The organism is Acinetobacter sp. F-1, assembly GCF_022869025.1.
GTDB classification, from domain to species: domain Bacteria; phylum Pseudomonadota; class Gammaproteobacteria; order Pseudomonadales; family Moraxellaceae; genus Acinetobacter; species Acinetobacter pseudolwoffii.
The window spans coordinates 18309-34671 of record NZ_JAJKFX010000009.1; the positions used below are offsets into that span (position 1 = coordinate 18309).

Annotated in this window: 15 protein-coding genes; 1 reads left to right on the forward strand and 14 read right to left on the reverse strand. The window is 44.2% G+C overall.

What is annotated here, in order from left to right; translation table 11 throughout:
* Positions 1–16 precede the first annotated feature (16 nt).
* The 8 genes from LOZ91_RS09625 to hcaE all read right to left on the reverse strand — a co-directional run bounded on the left by LOZ91_RS09625 (position 17) and on the right by hcaE (position 8128).
* Positions 17–1072, reverse strand: coding sequence for an MBL fold metallo-hydrolase (locus LOZ91_RS09625; protein ID WP_005095443.1), 1056 nt, complete (start codon positions 1070–1072; stop codon positions 17–19).
* A 499-nt stretch (positions 1073–1571) separates the two neighbouring features.
* Positions 1572–2480, reverse strand: coding sequence for an EamA family transporter (locus tag LOZ91_RS09630; RefSeq protein ID WP_100534656.1), 909 nt, complete (start codon positions 2478–2480; stop codon positions 1572–1574).
* 309 nt (positions 2481–2789) lie between these two features.
* Positions 2790–4016, reverse strand: a complete 1227-nt coding sequence (gene hcaD / locus LOZ91_RS09635; protein ID WP_244783099.1) for a 3-phenylpropionate/cinnamic acid dioxygenase ferredoxin--NAD(+) reductase subunit — start codon at positions 4014–4016, stop codon at positions 2790–2792.
* A gap of 5 nt (positions 4017–4021) precedes the next feature.
* Positions 4022–4987: a 3-carboxyethylcatechol 2,3-dioxygenase gene (locus LOZ91_RS09640; RefSeq protein WP_100357564.1), complete on the reverse strand. Its 966-nt coding sequence runs from the start codon at positions 4985–4987 to the stop codon at positions 4022–4024.
* A gap of 114 nt (positions 4988–5101) precedes the next feature.
* The gene (gene hcaB, locus LOZ91_RS09645) at positions 5102–5917 is read right to left on the reverse strand and encodes a 3-phenylpropionate-dihydrodiol/cinnamic acid-dihydrodiol dehydrogenase (protein ID WP_005095434.1); all 816 of its coding nucleotides are present in this window, start codon (positions 5915–5917) and stop codon (positions 5102–5104) included.
* A gap of 2 nt (positions 5918–5919) precedes the next feature.
* Complete coding sequence (hcaC, locus tag LOZ91_RS09650) at positions 5920–6246, reverse strand: 3-phenylpropionate/cinnamic acid dioxygenase ferredoxin subunit (protein WP_005095433.1); 327 nt, start codon at positions 6244–6246, stop codon at positions 5920–5922.
* On the reverse strand, positions 6246–6764 hold the full coding sequence (hcaF, locus tag LOZ91_RS09655) for a 3-phenylpropionate/cinnamic acid dioxygenase subunit beta (protein WP_159516200.1): 519 nt from the start codon (positions 6762–6764) through the stop codon (positions 6246–6248). The genes hcaC and hcaF overlap by 1 nt, the downstream gene beginning before the upstream one ends.
* Positions 6761–8128, reverse strand: a complete 1368-nt coding sequence (gene hcaE / locus LOZ91_RS09660) for a 3-phenylpropionate/cinnamic acid dioxygenase subunit alpha (RefSeq protein WP_005095430.1) — start codon at positions 8126–8128, stop codon at positions 6761–6763. The genes hcaF and hcaE overlap by 4 nt, the downstream gene beginning before the upstream one ends.
* Positions 8129–8408: 280 nt before the next feature.
* Here hcaE and hcaR point away from each other — a divergent pair, with 280 nt between their 5' ends.
* On the forward strand, positions 8409–9317 hold the full coding sequence (hcaR, locus tag LOZ91_RS09665) for a DNA-binding transcriptional regulator HcaR (RefSeq protein ID WP_005172878.1): 909 nt from the start codon (positions 8409–8411) through the stop codon (positions 9315–9317).
* Between the two features lie 379 nt (positions 9318–9696).
* Here the strand turns inward: hcaR and LOZ91_RS09670 are convergent, their stop codons facing one another.
* The 6 genes from LOZ91_RS09670 to LOZ91_RS09695 all read right to left on the reverse strand — a co-directional run bounded on the left by LOZ91_RS09670 (position 9697) and on the right by LOZ91_RS09695 (position 16353).
* Positions 9697–10557, reverse strand: a complete 861-nt coding sequence (locus LOZ91_RS09670; protein WP_005095425.1) for an alpha/beta hydrolase — start codon at positions 10555–10557, stop codon at positions 9697–9699.
* 284 nt (positions 10558–10841) lie between these two features.
* Positions 10842–12101, reverse strand: a complete 1260-nt coding sequence (locus LOZ91_RS09675; RefSeq protein ID WP_244783126.1) for an OprD family outer membrane porin — start codon at positions 12099–12101, stop codon at positions 10842–10844.
* 429 nt (positions 12102–12530) lie between these two features.
* Complete coding sequence (gene dmpG / locus LOZ91_RS09680; protein WP_004278525.1) at positions 12531–13550, reverse strand: 4-hydroxy-2-oxovalerate aldolase; 1020 nt, start codon at positions 13548–13550, stop codon at positions 12531–12533.
* A gap of 11 nt (positions 13551–13561) precedes the next feature.
* Positions 13562–14455 carry an acetaldehyde dehydrogenase (acetylating) gene (locus LOZ91_RS09685; RefSeq protein ID WP_004278526.1) on the reverse strand — a complete coding sequence of 298 codons (894 nt, stop codon included), beginning with the start codon at positions 14453–14455 and terminating at the stop codon, positions 13562–13564.
* A gap of 24 nt (positions 14456–14479) precedes the next feature.
* Positions 14480–15277 carry a fumarylacetoacetate hydrolase family protein gene (locus LOZ91_RS09690; RefSeq protein ID WP_005095421.1) on the reverse strand — a complete coding sequence of 266 codons (798 nt, stop codon included), beginning with the start codon at positions 15275–15277 and terminating at the stop codon, positions 14480–14482.
* Positions 15278–15684: 407 nt separating this feature from the next.
* Entirely contained in the window at positions 15685–16353 is a 669-nt protein-coding gene (locus LOZ91_RS09695) for an HAD-IA family hydrolase (protein ID WP_244783100.1), read from the reverse strand.
* Between the last annotated feature and the right edge of the window lie 10 nt (positions 16354–16363).

Consider the following 16363-nt stretch of genomic DNA (forward strand, 5'->3'; position numbering starts at 1 on the left):
GAACAGCGTGAAGCCATTAGACAATAATCCGTTTGCCTTCATGTACGCAGTAAAACGGATTAATCAGCTTGGAAGAATGTTTGATAATTTCATGCAATTCATGCTCTGGTGCATCCCGATCTTCATCAGTGAGCTGGAAAGTACGGTAATGAATCGCCAGTGAGCATTTGGCCTGCAAGTCCTGATGTGCATGAAATGCATCTTCCGGATTCATATGAATCGCACGCATCAGTGCACGCGGCTCATAGGCACCGATGGGCAGCAAGGCAATTCGGGGCGCACCCAGACGCTTGCGAACCTCTTTAAAATGCGAGGCATAACCACTATCTCCGGCAAAGAAACAATGTTCCTGACCATGCAATAAGGAAAAGCCACCCCACAAAGCACAATTCTGATCACGCATACCGCGCCCCGAGGCATGCTGTGCCGGCGTATAGACAATGCGGATTTCTTCAAAAAATGCATTTTCCCACCAGTCCATCTCATGCACGGTATAGTGCTTTGGCAAATACCAGGCATTGCCCAGTCCGGTATAAATTGGCATTTCAAATGTGCTATGCAACCATTCCAGTGTGGCCAGATCCATATGATCATAGTGGTTATGGCTGAGCAGCACAGCATCAATATGTGGCAGTTCATCTAGCGCAATACCGGCAGGAATGACCCGCTGCGGGCCAGTGGATGCAGAAGGACTGGCATATTCAGCCCAGACCGGATCGGTCAGGAAATTATAAGGCCCGATTTGAATGAGCACAGTGGCGTGACCAATAAACCAGATTTGCCAGTCATCTAAAGGCGCATCGGGACGCTGCTGTGGCAATGCACGCGGTCGCGCAAAAAACTCGGCACGTTCTGCATCGAGATTGATATTCCAGGTTTTGGATTTTCGGGTAATGAGCCATTTATATAAGTCAAAACGACTGTGCGCCCGAGCAGGATGCTCGAGATTACGAAACTGTTGTCCATTGAAATGATCTGAATGCAGATACTCAAATACCGGCTTAGACCAGAGATGTTTCCAGCTGGACTCCGTGGTTAACTGAAATTTTTTAGTTTTGAGAAGATCTTGCATAAACATCCACTATTTATTATTCGCTATATGCAAGACAGCAACCGCTTGAAATGGTCAGGCGACGCATCTTTTAATGAGCATACAAACTAAAAACAGGCGCACTTGAGTATAGTATGAAATCCATCACAGACAATCATGTATGTTTTTGTTATTTTAGCAAAAAAATAGCGCTCTGATAGCCTGCTGGCTGGCCGGACTAGGGGTACTATCGAGAAAGACATGATGCATGCAGTTTTTTAAAGAATACAAAATCATACCAAGCCCTACTCTGCTGATTTCAGCCAAAATTTTATCCTCATAATGTGCTGATTTGATCGTGCATGCCTGAGTTATGCAACGATTGAGAGTGCGGACGATGAAATCTACTATTTTTAACATTTGGCCAATCTGCTAAATAAACTTGCTTAAACTCTTGTGAACGGATGTAGCCATAGACTTCTTTCATCTAAAAAATTTAAAGCATAAAAAAGGGCTTTCGCCCTTTTGATTTGCTACAGATTTAGCGCTTGGAAAAGTATTGCTCACGCCACTCTTTCCAAAAGTACATAATGATGCCAAACATCACCACGGCAATTCCTGCAAAGGCATGACTGCTGATGATTTCATGATTCAGAGTCGCACCAAGTACCAGTGCGATGACTGGCGTCATGACATTACTCAAAGATACTGTTGAAGCATTTAAACGCCGAATCAGCCAGAAATAACACAGCATCGCCACAATCGAGGACATGATCATGGTAAATACAAACCCGATCAGCGCCTGTGTGCCAGGCAACTGGGTCGGCATATGCTGCCAGATAAATGGAATCAAGAGCAGTGAACCGGCTGCTGATAGCAGCAATGAACCTGTCGCTTGTGACATTGGGCTTAAAGGTGCGTTGATCTGTTTGACCCAGAAGATTGAACTGATATAGGACACCATACTGATCAGCATCAGCACCACACCCCAAGGATTCACCTTGCTGTCTGCCGAATCTAAAAATACAAAACTCAGTCCTGCAATGGCAACAGCCATACCCGACCATTGCAGCCACACTAACTGATGAGTTTTTAAGATCACATGCCCGATCAGACCGGCAATCAGCGGCGAAAAACCAAAAATCAGGGCCATCAGACCTGAGGTCAGATAATTGGCTGCCAGATAAATAAACAGCTGTGCACCGATTAAATTCAGACTGCCGGCCAGATAGCTTTTCATTGAGGTGCTGTCAAAAGGCAAGGGATCACGCATGATTTTTAGCAGGAATAGCGCAATAATCGATGCGCCAAAATAGCGAATGATCAGTACCCACATCGGGTGAATCTCGGCCACGCTCCAGACAATCGCCAAAGGCGTTGCGGCCCAAATCAGCACCAGTAAAGCATAAATACTTGCCGTCACCAGCATGGGAGATGAATTTGAATTCATAAAAGACTCAATTAAAGTTAATCAGAAAGAGTTGAACTAACTTCTCGTTCAAATCCACAATCGACAATACTGATTGCGGCATGGATGCCGCCGCTAAACTGGGATATATGGACATATCCTCAGTTTAGAAAAAGATTTTTGTCACCTTGCGCCATGTATGGCTCATCTATCAAAAGTGAGGCATTACCTACGCAAAGTAATACAAACCAAAACTGAAACTTGAGGTAGTGATCATATAGAGTATTCGATAAACATAAAAAAACAGACCTATGCAAAACATAGGTCTGTTCCAAGATATCTCAATACAACTTAAGCAATTTTGCGTAAGTCTTGTGCCAGATCCAAATGTTTTTCAGCTTCAAAAGCCGTATTCTTGCTGATCATTTTTTTCAGATGACGCATTTCTTTGGCCGCATTGACGGTAATACCGGCAACGATTTGACCATCGGTCACACCATACATCACAAATGAATTGTCTGCGCCTTTGGCTGCATCCATGTCACCACGAACCAGCCATTGGGTCGCTGCCATATTACCGACAAACTGGAAGTTGATATTGAGCTGATCGGTCCAGAACCAGGCCGGATTGGCTTTTGGATGTTCGACACCCATGACATGACGCGCAAAAATGCCTGCCTGAAGATTGGCATTTTCCCAAGTCTCGACACGGCGGAATTCGCCGTCTTCACGAAGTTGTGTCGCGACATCGCCTGCTGCATAAATATCGGCATTTGAAGTCTGGCAGTTTTCATTGACCTTGATCGCAAGATCAGCATCTAAACCGGCTGCAATGGCAAGCTGTGCGTTTGGCACAATTCCGATTCCATAAACCACAGCATCAGCACGTAACTCTTCGCCATCAGCTAAAGTCACCACAATTTCTTCACCATCTAAACGGCAAGCTGCAACTTGAGTATTTAAGCGAACATCTACGCCTGCCAGACGGTGTTGTTCAAGCAGAAATTCACTTAAAATACGCGGTGAACAACGCCCCATTACCATTGGTCCCTGCTCAAGCACAGTCACCTGACAGTCTTTGTAACGCGCAGAGGATGCCAGTTCAAGACCGATCACACCGCCACCGATCAGCAGAATACGTTGACCTGCTTGCAATACAGGAACCAATGCCTGTGAGTCTTCAAGGTTACGCAAGGTATAAACATGTTTGCCTAACGCATCGAAGTTTGGCAGACGGCGCGCGGCACCGCCTGTTGCGAGAAGCAATTTGTCATAAGCAACAACATCACCATTTTGAAGTTCAACCGTTTTCGCGGTCGCGTTGATTTGAGTCACGCCATTGCCACGAATGGTGGTCACGCCAAGATCAGCCAGTTTTTCTGCTGACAGAATTTCAATCTTGGTGTCCTCAGGTTTTAGAATCACATCTTTCGACAGTGGTGGACGCTCATAAGGAAGATGCGTTTCATCACCGATCAGAATGATTTTACCTGCGTACTTGTTGCCACGAAGTTCTAAAATCGCGCTTGCACCTGCCTGGCCAGCCCCTACAATTACGATGGTTTCGATGTTGCTCATGTCAATTAACCTTTTAACTCTGCAGATACGATGCCGAAGCCCGCAATCCATTCACTGATATCTTCATAGCAGTGTGTTGTCATGTCGTATTCGCCCATTTCGCTTAAGGCTGCAAATGCCGCCATCCAGGAACGGACTTCCTGACCACCACGACCGCCGTCACGACGAATTTCATCTTCTGTCATGGCTTCTAAGGTCGCGAAATCAGCGTTCTTGAAGGTTTCAAGTAGTGCACGATCCCATTCAGCATTTAAAGGAACTGCAACCGAAGTATCGCCTGCTGCCAGTTTCTGACCGACTGCAATGACTTTGCCCTGACGTGCTTCACGTGCTTCAGGCGTTGGATTACGACCTGCAATCAGGAATTCTTCTACTTGTGGTGGAACCGAACCCATTTGCGGTGTGGGTGGATCATGCGACAGACCGCCCGTACCCAGAACCAGTACGCGTTCGTTTTCAAGATTCAGTGACTTGATAAACTGACCGACCGCACGACCTAAAGCAATAGTACGTTTGGTGGTTGGCATTGGTGCTGCAGCGCCATTAATAAAAATTGGAATCGTTGGATAACGATCGAGTTTGCCGTCACACAGGAAGTGTAATGGCTGAGTCACCCCATGATCCGCCTGCATACGGTAAGAATATGCAACGTCTACACCTTCATCGAGTACACGTCGAACCAAGCCTAATGCTTTGTCTTCAGGTACATCAATGTGATCATTGTCTTTACCATAATCCCAGTCACCCGCAGCTTTGGCACGAATACCGACACAGAAACTTGGCATCAGGTCATAGAAGAAACCATTAAAATGGTCAGGACCAAAGGTAATAATCAGGGTTGGGTCGTAAGCTTTTACTTCAGCAGAGAGTTTTTCAAAAGCATCACGAACGGCTTGTTCTTTACGCTTTTCCTGTGGTGAAGCAAATTCCATTAAAGGACTGTGCGATGCACAAATAAGTTTAACGGCCATGAGAGACTCCAAAAAGGAAGACTTAAATCCTCCCCATCCTTCCTTTAAAAGGAGGGAGATTCTTTCCCCCTCTTTTATAAAGAGGGGTAAGGGGAGATTTTTAAAAGCAGATTTTTATTCGTCAAAGAAACCGGCACGGGGCTGACGTAAGCCACGAATTCCCAGACCGCATTCTGCATTGATCAGAACGCCAGTCAAAGGACGGTTATTTTGACGAGATGCCAAGAGTACGTATGAACCTGTCATATCTTCCGGTTCAGGCAAGAAATTCAATGGCATACCACGTGCAATTTTCTCAGGATCACGTGCATCGAGCAGGCCAACATTTTCCTGACCGAGCGACGCTGCGCCTTTGATATTCACATTCATACCTGACGGTGCAACCGCATTCACTCGTACTTTAGGCGCAAGCTCATAGGCCAATTCTTTCATAATACCCACCCCTGCATGCTTAGATGCAGTATATACAGGGCCTCCGCCAGCGGAGTACAGTGCCGAATTAGACAAAGTAAATATGATAGAACCTTCAGAAGCGATCAATGCATCCAGTGCAGCCTTCGCACCGAGAATGAGCGACTTGGTATTAATCCCCATAATCTCGTCAAAGGCTTTTTCCAGCTGCTCACCAGAGGTATTGACGATATCGGCATAATGATCCCAGATCCCGGCATTGCCGACGAAACAGTCGAGTTTGCCGAAACGCTCTACAGTGGCATTCACTGCACGAACGTTGTCTGCATAGCTGGCTACATCGCCTTCAATCGCAAGAACTTTACCGCCAAAGTGTTCGTTTAATGCCTCCACTTTTGCTTTTGAACGTTGAAGAACGGCAACTTGTGCACCTTCTTCCAGGAAACGTTCCACTAGCGCCCAGCCTAAGCCTGAACCACCACCGGTAATAAGTGCAACTTCGCCTTGTAGCCAACCCATGATTACTCTCCTGCCATCTCTACATATAATGCGCCGTCTTCAACCACTACCGGGAATGTTTGAATTGGATCAGTTGCTGGCAAGCAAAGTGCCTCACCTGTTTTCAAACAGAAACGTGCAGCATGAAGTGGACATTCCACTGTACCGTCGTCTTCCAGATAACCTTCAGACATAGACGCATTGCCGTGTGAACAGCGGTCGTTCATTGCGAAGAACTCACCACCGTTATTGAATACTGCCAATGCATCAATACCATTCACGCCGCAATCTACTTTTAGCGCTTCGCCTTCGTCTAATTCGTCAACTTGGCAAACAAAAATCTTATTCATTAGAAGAATACACTCAGGTTATGTGAGCTATAGGTCGCTTGATCCAGCATGATCTTACGGTTGAAGATCTGGAAGCCGAGGCCGTCTTCAACTTTACGGATCTTGTCATGGCGTTTACCGCAGTAAATGACAATGTCTTTCTCTTTTTGCGTACGATATAGCAAATAGGTTACATATACGTCGTATTCGCCTTCAACTTCAGCTGGCTCTACGATCACGTTGCTCACCATGTGAGTGGTACGTGATGGAGGCTCTTCAGCCCAAGCCATACCGGTTTCAAGACGTGCGACACGACGCTCTAAAAGGTCTTTGGTATCGTTGAATACCCAAGTCGTCGGTGGCTCAACTGAACGGCGACGGTCACGGGTTTGCGCGTTTGGTGTGGTACGTAGCGTATAAGAAATATCTTCAGCCAAGGTATCCAACCAATCGCGGAATTTCCAGTCGTCCAGCAATTTTGCTTCGCGATACAGGAACTGACTGATTTGATGATGAAGTTCTAAACTCACTTGACTCATTTCATAAGCTCCTTCTCGTATGCGTCAGCTGCTGCTTCAACGTCTTCCCATTTTTCATGGATCAATAAATCTGCCCAGCGGCGGTACATGCCACGTGCTGCAGTTTCAGAGAAAATATAGTTGGTGATCCCCGGAATACCGTCTTCACGGATTTTCTCGTTGCCTTTACCCATTTCCATAATGAGTTTGTTTTGACGGGCTTTATAACCACGTAAAACTTTTTGGATTTCGATCCAGTTTTCAGAGTCATCTTGCTCTAGGAAACCAGCAGGACCGAAAGCACGCGTTGCAGAACGTTCAAATGCTTCTTTGACTTCTTGCGATGCTTCAGCATCCGCAATACAGAATGCCCATACTTCAGTTTTGTTTGGACCACGTGGGTGCCATACACGAAGCGTTGCCGTACCGTTCAACCAAGACAAGGTCGGGAACATGGTGTTATGACCTGCAAGACGCAGGGCACGGACTTCACCTAAACGCTCTTTTACTTCTTCATAAGTTTCGCGGAAGTAGTTGGCTACTTCACCGTCGACCCATACGTTTGCATCTGGTTTTTCTGTAAAGAAGAAGCCTGAACCGTGACCACGTGAACCGTACTGAAGTGCATCTTTAGCCGTTTCCCAGACTGGACGAGCCGTTTGTGCAGCACCAAGTTTTTTCGATGCTTCATCATCTGGTTTTGCGCCAAGGACTTGGATCGCAGATGCATGAGAGAACAAGGCATGATACTGGTCAGATGCAAACTGTTCCGCTGCAAATTTCCAGTTACACTCGATTTCCCATTTGTGTACACCACCGATAATTTCTGTACCACCTGGACGACGGTCAAGTACACCATCTAGATACCAGGCGATATCGCCCATGTATTCTTCAAGATCAGGTGTGGTTTCATCCCAACAAGCGAATACCAGACCTTTGTAAGACTTGACACGATTCACTTCGACCAAGCCCCATTGCTCTTTACATGCACCTTGTGGGTAAGCACGTTCTTCAAGCGGAATGTCTTTTAAAGAACCGTCAATGCCATAAGACCAGCCGTGGTATGGGCAAGTGAATGCACGGGTATTACCACAGTCTGCGAAACTCACACGCATAGAGCGGTGACGGCACTGGTTTAAGAATGCTTTGATTGAGCCATCTTTTTGACGTGCCACGATGATCGGATCTTCACCCATATAGGTATTGAAGAAGTCACCCGCCTTTGGAATCTGGCTTTCATGACAAAGGAACAACCAAGTACGGCCAAAAACGCGTTCAAGTTCTAATTCGTAAATATCTGGATCTGTATAGATAGATGGAGTGATACGCCCATTTTGTGCATCGACTAAAGCGTCGATTTCACGCACATCAATTTTTCCACTCATGAAAAGCTCTCCTGTGACCCATCAAGGCACAAAGTAAATAGACTCAATTCGAATGGATAATGGATTTTGGATTGATTTTGGGGAAATATTTTTTTTGTTTCAATTAATAGCTTTAAGCAATTATTCCACGTGCTTGTTCTGATATTAAAACATTAATAAATATCTCAAGAGTATTTACTTTCTAAATATCAAAATAACCTTCACGACATAGTTGTTTATAGATTATACTTCTATGAAATTATAGTAAGACATTTTTTGGATTACTCTTCGGGCTGATGACATGGAATTACGACACCTTCGCTACTTTATCACCGTTGCTGAAGAACTGAACTTTAGTAAGGCAGCACTTAAACTTTATACGGCTCAACCCTCACTTAGCCAGCAAATCAAAGACCTGGAAGAAGATGTCGGCGTCAAGCTACTCAACCGAACCAAACGTAAAGTGGAGCTGACCGAAGAAGGTGCCGTATTTCTGGAACAGGCGCGCCTGACCCTGGCACAAGCAGACAAGGCCGTTGCCATGGCACGTCAGGTGTCACAAGCCAAGCAGCAAATGCTACGGATTGGTTTTGTTCCGGTGGCCGAGATGAAAATCTTCCCGTATATCTTGCCAAATCTGCGTGTGCAAAATCCGGATTTAAAAATTGAATTGCTCAGCCTGAACAATAATGAACAAATGCGTCTGTTGAAAAAAGGTGATCTGGATCTGACTTTTACCCGTCATAACTTCAATAGTGATGAAATTGAAAGCCAGTTTGTAATTCGTGAGCCTTTGATTTTTATATTACCTAAAGATCACCCTCTGGCAAAATACGAGAGAATTCCAGTTAAAGCATTGAATGGTATTGATTTTATTATTCCATCAGCAGAGCAGTCACATACTTTGCATCATGCCATTCTGGACTTTGCCAAAGCCAATAATGTTGAGCTCAACATCGTACAGAAAGCGGATAATATCCTGTTCAATATCAACTCGATTGGTATCGGCTTGGGCTGCACCATATTACCGGGCTATATTGTACCGCTGACTATGGACAATACCGTAATTCGCCCTCTGGACGTGGAACTGCCATATCTGGATCTGTATGTCAGTTACCACAAAAACAACAAATCCTATGCGGTAACCAAATTCCTTGAGCTATTAACTCGGGTGTTTTATCTGGACATTAACCGCGACGAACAGGACTAATCCCGCTCCATCCCCGATCAAGCATATGCCATTCAACTTTTGAGTAGCATGTGCTTTTTTGTTTTATCATTTTTTGCTAAAAAATTTATTTTAAATTCTATTTTTTGATAAAGGATCAATCTGTAGCTCCTTAATTGGTCGCCTGATCTAGGCTAATACTGCCTGTTTTTCACCCTAAACTCCCTTCATTTACAACTTAAGTCTAATAAAAGTTAAGTCAGTTTTTTCTCGGCTTAAATTTAATAACTTGCTAAAAATAATTAGATTTTTACATCAACCTATACAAATGAGAATCATATGCACTTAAATACATTCTGTTCAATATTTTGCCCACAAAAAAAGGATGACCGAAGCCATCCCTTTTTAAAACACGGTAAAATTATTTTACGCCGTGAACAGCAAGATAGTTTTTGATCACAGTATTGAATTCGTCTGCTTTCTCAACTTGAGACCAGTGACCACATTGGCTGAAGATGTGCGCATCAGCATTTGGAACCACATTCAGGATGTCCCAAGTACGTGATACTGGAATGACCACGTCTTGCGTACCATGAATCAATAACACTGGCACAGTAATATCTTTCATTTTTTCGAAATCAAGCGGGAATTCGAAACGGTCACGGTCACGTGCGCCAACTACATCCATCAAACGATTTGATGCATAGTCATTTGCAGCAGAAGCAAAGCGAACTTTAACCAGTTCATCCGTGATCAAGTCTTTATTTACCACAAACATTGACAAGGTTTTCTTGATGCCTTCTTCAGTCAACACCGGGTTTGCATGCGCTTTGAGTGCAGCAGTTTGTTTCGCACCGCCTGTCCCCATAGACACGATACCCAAAACGCGCTCTGGATAATCCAGTGCCAACTGGAATGCCAACCAGCCACCTAAAGAGTTACCCACTAACCAGGTTTTTTCGATACCCAAAGCATCTAGCGTACGGATCGCATGGTCTACCCAGGCACGAATACCATATTCAGTGTTTGGCGCAACCACAGTTTGGCCATAACCAATGGTATCAATCGCGATACAACGTGCTTGCTCACCAATTTGTGGCAGGTTTAACCACCAGTTTGCCGCAGCAGATACACCTGTGCCTGAACCGTGTAAAAATAGAATAGGCGTACCTTCACCAATTTCGTGGTAATGGGTCAACTCACCTTCAGCAGTTTCAATCCATTTGTCTTCCAAGCCAAAGAACGGATCTGTTTGATAGTCAGGGATTTGAACAGTGCTCATATTACTTCCTCTTACAGTCTTTCGCTTGCGTGTCCCTCTCTTTTCAAGAATTCGACGTCAAGTTGACTCATTAAAATGACTTTTTTACATCCTTATCTTAACCGCTCAAGACGGGTCAACTGATACAAAATTACGATTGCACACTACAAAATAAATATAATTTAAGTTTATGTTTTATATGGTTATTTTAATATCAAAACCCTTATTTATTTTCAGGATTTAGTTTATGTGCAGATAGAAAAACAGCGCTACACCGGATAGCGCTCTTGATCAAGGCAGCAGAATTAGAATTTATAGGTATAAGTGGTTGCTACACGGTATTCCTGAAGGTCTGGTTTTGCTGGATTTGCAAAATTCACATCAATATACATGCCCTGTACGCCTAAACCTTTTAATTTACCTTCTGGCACAGTGTAATTGACGATTGCATTCACTTCATCCGTATTGAAGTTTTGACTTTGATATACTCCGGTACCTTGCTGATCATAGCCTTTGAAATAAATCGCTGTTGCATTTAGTCCCTTCAAGCCGACTTCAGAAAAGTCATAACCATAAGACACATGCCATGACTTTTCTTCCGGCGCTGTGAAAGTTGCGACTCCCCAGTTCGCCAAATAAGGCTGTGGCACCCAGCCTCCCAATGTCGGGAATGCACTGTCACCAAACATTTGCTGATAACCCACGCCTACCGTATGTGCACCATGATTGATTTTTGCAGCTACCGATAATGCCTGGTTATCCACTTCACCATATAATTTGTCACCCGAATCTGAGTTATCGAAGTAACGTACATGGCTATCAAGTTTGGCTTTTTCACCTAACTTGGTTTTATAGTTTGCACCAACATATTGCTGGGTATAAATATCTTGTACATCGGCATACCAGTAGCTTGCACCAATCTCAGGTGTAAATTGGTGATCAATACCCGCAATGTACATACCATCCGCTTCCGCACCTGTATCATAATTTGCTGGTGGCGCAAATTTAGTTAACTCACGGAACTGATTGTCATAACGGTTATTAATGCCATCGATGTAAGCCAAGGTTAACTTAGTATCTTTTACATCTTTTGATTCCAACCATGCACCACTATAAGTCGTCAACAACTGACGTGATGGATCGAAAACTAAAACTGGAGAAACAGGTAATAATTCACCTACTTTCAATTCAGTTTGAGATACTTTGGCTTTTAATGTCGCACCAACCTTCCCAAAATTATCTTTTGATTCTTTGCCATCATGCGGCAAAATCCAGTCTGGATTTTTATCACGCGCATTCAATTTGAATGCATGTTGTACCAAAAGATCTGCACCTACTTGAATGCCAGCACCAATATCTTGGTAACCTGACTTCGCATCCAAAGTGATCCCTTGCGACCATGAACCCCAGTTCGCTGCAGGATTTTCTTTGATTTGGCGATCAAGATAGAAGTTTTTAAATTTTAATTGCACATTACTGTCGTCAATAAAATCTGCATTCGCTGCAGTTGTTCCTAAAGTTGCTATCGCAGCAAACATTGCTATCCATAAGTTTTGACGACGCATCATGAGTTCCCCATTTAACAGATAAAATCTATGTCGCCATCATGCGCAAGTCGATTTAAATAAAAAATCCGACCACAGTATTAAGATTTTCTGCTTTCATCGGCCGATATTTCAGACCTCTCCTCAAGCAACCAATCGCTTAGACTTTAAAACGATTAATTAAAATAAAAAATTGACCAGATATTTAATTCAAACTTTTGTTTCTTCTATTAATAAGAGTAAATTTTTTAAAATCTTTCAGCAGCCATTTTTTATTTATCGTTTTTATGTTTAAGGAAAATATAAAGCCAAAATAATCGCCCTACAATATTATCACTAAAACATCTCACCCCAGAGTTTTAATATATTAATCAGTCTCATTTAAAATAAAAAAGCACCCAATTTGGATGCTTTTTTATCAAACTTATTTTAATACTGAGCGATTAAAAGTTAAGCTTGTAACTCACGCGCTTTAGACATGGTTAATGCTAAATCTTCAATCATGTCTTCCTGACCACCGACCGTACCACGACGACCAAGCTCCATCAGGATTTCACGTGCAGAAACGCCATATTTTGCTTCAGCGCGTTTAGCAAACAGCAGGAATGAAGAATACACACCCGCATAACCCAAAGTTGCTGCATCACGATCGGCACGGATCGGGTTGTGCATCATTGGAATGACCAGATCTTCAGCAACGTCTTGTACTTTGAACAAGTCAACGCCAGTGTCCATGCCCATACGGTTTGCAACCGCAATGAACAACTCAAGTGGTGTATTACCCGCACCCGCACCCAAACCTGCAGATGCCAAGTCAACACGTACTGCACCGGCTTGTACCGCAGCAACCGTATTCGATACACCCATACCCAAGTTATGGTGACCGTGGAAACCGAGCTCAATGCTTGGGTCCAAGTGTTGACGTAAATGACCAACACGATCAATGACATCTTGAGGAAGCATATAGCCTGCTGAGTCAGTGACATAGATACAGTTTGCACCGTAAGACACCATCTTGTTTGCTTCTTCAAGCAGTTTTTCAGGAGTCGCCATGTGAGCAAGCATTAGGAAGCCCACTGTGTCCATGTCTAACTTACGCGCAGCAGTGATGTGCTGTTCTGAGCAATCCGCTTCTGTACAGTGCGTTGCAACACGAATAGTAGAAACACCAATTTCATGCGCCATTTTCAAATGGTCAACCGTACCGATCCCAGGCAGAAGAAGTGCAGAAATTTTTGCATTCTTCATACGTGGTACAACAGCTGTTAAATATTCTTCGTCAGTCGCAGCAGCAAAACCGTAGTTGACGGATGAACCGCCAAGGCCGTCACCGTGCGTGACTTCAATTAAAGGTACGCCTGCATCATCAAGTGCTGTTGAAATCGCAATCATTTGCTCAACAGTGGTTTGATGGCGCTGTGGGTGCATACCATCACGCAAAGTCATATCATGAACAATAATCTTAGACATGTGGTTGCTCCTTAAGCGTCTTTATTGAATACGTGTTCTGCAAACATCTCTGCAGTACGTGCTGCAGCAGCAGTCATGATGTCAAGGTTACCCGCATATTTCGGCAGGAAATCACCAAGCCCTTCAACTTCTAAGTAAATTGACACGCGGTTGCCATCAAAAACTGGACCATTGACAAGCTTGTAACCCGGTACATATTTTTGAACTTCTTTAATCATTGCATGTACAGATTCAGTGATCGCTGCTTGATCCGGTTCACCTTCTACCAGACAGTGAACCGTGTCACGCATCATCAGTGGTGGCTCAGCCGGGTTGATGATGATAATCGCTTTACCCTGTTTCGCGCCGCCCACTTTCTCAATGGCACCGGCAGTGGTACGGGTAAATTCATCAATGTTTTTACGTGTACCTGGACCTACTGATTTAGTCGATACCGTTGCGATGATCTCACCATATTCAACCGGCTGAACGCGAGAAACTGCAGCTACCATCGGAATCGTTGCCTGACCACCACAGGTGACCATGTTTACGTTTGGCACTTCGCCACCCGCAAGCAATGCTTCCAGGTTGACCGGTGGTACGCAGAATGGACCGATCGCAGCAGGCGTCAAGTCAATCATCAGTACACCAAGTTCATTGAGCTTGCGGCTGTTTTCAGCATGTACATAAGCAGACGTTGCATCGAATGCAATTTTAATATCATCTGCAATCACGTGAGGCAGAAGACCATCCACACCTTCAGCGGTGGTTTTTAAACCCATTTTTGCAGCACGTGCCAGACCTTCAGAGGTCGGGTCAATCCCCACCATCCACACTGGCTCTAACCATTCGCTGCGTTGTAACTTGTAAAGCAAATCAGTACCGATATTACCTGGACCGATCATTGCACATTTAATCTTTTTCATGAATGTACTCTCTTGGAATCTCGATTATTCAGCAGCAAATGCAGCTGTAACAGAACCGAAGCCTTCAATTTCAACTTTGAATTCATCGCCTGGTTGAGCCACAACCATAGGCCCTAAGGCACCTGTTAAGATAATGTCGCCTGCAAGTAATGGACGACCACGGCGTACCATTTCATCTGCCAGCCAAACTGCAGCATTGAGTGGATTGGCCAGACATGCTTTACCCACACCTTGAGACACAACTTCGTCACCACGCGTCATGACCATTTTGCAGTTCACCAGATCAAGGTTTTCAAGTTTTACAGGTTGAGAACCTAAAACGAATGCTGCGGAAGATGCGTTATCTGCAACTGTATCAATTAAACTGATTTTCCAGTTTTCGATCCGGCTATCGACCACCTCAACTGCAGGCAGGGCATACTCAGTCGCGCTGATAATGTCTGCATAGGTATGTTTTTCTTTGGTCAAATCCTGGTTAATTACCAATGCGATTTCCGCTTCAACCTTAGGTTGAATCAGCAGACCTGCAGGAATTACTTCACCATCGCCATAGGCCATGTCAGCAAACAACATGCCGAAGTCAGGCTGATCTACGCCGAGTTGCGCTTGAACCACTTTAGAGGTTAAACCAATTTTACGGCCTACCAGACGGCGACCTTCAGACAAAGCGCGCTCGGTATTCACTTCTTGAACGGCATAGGCAATATCTACGTCAGCACTTTCACCACCCAGTTCTGGGCGAATCGGCGCGATCGCAGTTTGTGATAATTCAGCGCTACGAAGGGCTTGTGCAACTGATTCAACAACAGCAGAATTCGACATCAATGTTTCCTTAAACTGCAAAAATTAGGCTTATGCTGAGATCTAAGATGGACAGAAAATATGGACATGATCAGGCCGATAATCCGTCAGGATTACCTTTCTCAGAGCGAGCATAGGAATAAACAGTTTTAGAATGGGAAAAATACGGCGTTTGTGCCAATAGTTATTTTATTTTTTGCTATAGCTATTATCTATAAGAATAATTTATGAAAAACTAAATAAAACAAAATCTTATTATTTAAAACACATCGTTATTTAGCAAAATAACTGCCATAATATGACCGAATAAAATCAGTACAATTACGACTTTAGACTAAAAGATAAGAACCAGCGCTTAAATCTGCGGCATTCCCCAGCCAATTCAAACCGGGGAAATACTTGTTTTTCACTGCAACAAAGATAATGGATTAAACTGCTTGTTTCCATTGGACTTTAGCCAACAATGCAGTATGTAAAGCAGCCACATCATCCACGATACAGACTGGATTAAATTGAGCCAAAAGTTCAGGCGCATGCACGCCATAACTTACGCCAACACTTGGCATGGCAATATTTTGCGCCATTTCCAGATCATAAGAAGTATCACCGACCATAATCGCATGTTCAGCCTGCACACCGGTTTCCGCCAGAATTTCTTCCAACATTAATGGATGAGGTTTAGAACGGGTTTCGCTGGCTGCGCGCGTAGTCACAAACAGCTCCTCACTGTTCGTCTGTTTTAATACACGATCCAGACCTTTACGGCTTTTCCCTGTGGCTACTGCCAGCTTCACGCCTTGCTGCTGTAAATCTGCGAGCATGTGCGCTACGCCTTCAAACCAGGAATCCCCTGATGAATTCGCCACATAATGCTCTGAGTAGCTTTGTAAAATTTCCGCATGCAACTCAGGCACACTCGGGAATAAACGCTGTGCCACTTCAGGCAAGCCTAAGCCAATAATGCTTTTCGCGTCTTCATCAGTTAAGGGCTGCTGAAATTGCTGTGCGGCAAACTGTAAACTCGCCACAATTTGACCGACTGAATCAAATAAAGTGCCATCCCAATCGAAAATGACCAGTTTTACAGGTGTGTTCATAAGGTTTCCT

What these genes read in the sequence shown, in the direction of transcription:
- LOZ91_RS09625 (WP_005095443.1), bottom strand. Translation starts at nt 1,072, where the DNA reads ATGCAAGATCTTCTCAAAACTAAAAAATTTCAGTTAACCACGGAGTCC.
- LOZ91_RS09630 (WP_100534656.1), bottom strand. Translation starts at nt 2,480, where the DNA reads ATGAATTCAAATTCATCTCCCATGCTGGTGACGGCAAGTATTTATGCT.
- hcaD (WP_244783099.1), bottom strand. Translation starts at nt 4,016, where the DNA reads ATGAGCAACATCGAAACCATCGTAATTGTAGGGGCTGGCCAGGCAGGT.
- LOZ91_RS09640 (WP_100357564.1), bottom strand. Translation starts at nt 4,987, where the DNA reads ATGGCCGTTAAACTTATTTGTGCATCGCACAGTCCTTTAATGGAATTT.
- hcaB (WP_005095434.1), bottom strand. Translation starts at nt 5,917, where the DNA reads ATGGGTTGGCTACAAGGCGAAGTTGCACTTATTACCGGTGGTGGTTCA.
- hcaC (WP_005095433.1), bottom strand. Translation starts at nt 6,246, where the DNA reads ATGAATAAGATTTTTGTTTGCCAAGTTGACGAATTAGACGAAGGCGAA.
- hcaF (WP_159516200.1), bottom strand. Translation starts at nt 6,764, where the DNA reads ATGAGTCAAGTGAGTTTAGAACTTCATCATCAAATCAGTCAGTTCCTG.
- hcaE (WP_005095430.1), bottom strand. Translation starts at nt 8,128, where the DNA reads ATGAGTGGAAAAATTGATGTGCGTGAAATCGACGCTTTAGTCGATGCA.
- hcaR (WP_005172878.1), top strand. Translation starts at nt 8,409, where the DNA reads ATGGAATTACGACACCTTCGCTACTTTATCACCGTTGCTGAAGAACTG.
- LOZ91_RS09670 (WP_005095425.1), bottom strand. Translation starts at nt 10,557, where the DNA reads ATGAGCACTGTTCAAATCCCTGACTATCAAACAGATCCGTTCTTTGGC.
- LOZ91_RS09675 (WP_244783126.1), bottom strand. Translation starts at nt 12,101, where the DNA reads ATGCGTCGTCAAAACTTATGGATAGCAATGTTTGCTGCGATAGCAACT.
- dmpG (WP_004278525.1), bottom strand. Translation starts at nt 13,550, where the DNA reads ATGTCTAAGATTATTGTTCATGATATGACTTTGCGTGATGGTATGCAC.
- LOZ91_RS09685 (WP_004278526.1), bottom strand. Translation starts at nt 14,455, where the DNA reads ATGAAAAAGATTAAATGTGCAATGATCGGTCCAGGTAATATCGGTACT.
- LOZ91_RS09690 (WP_005095421.1), bottom strand. Translation starts at nt 15,277, where the DNA reads ATGTCGAATTCTGCTGTTGTTGAATCAGTTGCACAAGCCCTTCGTAGC.
- LOZ91_RS09695 (WP_244783100.1), bottom strand. Translation starts at nt 16,353, where the DNA reads ATGAACACACCTGTAAAACTGGTCATTTTCGATTGGGATGGCACTTTA.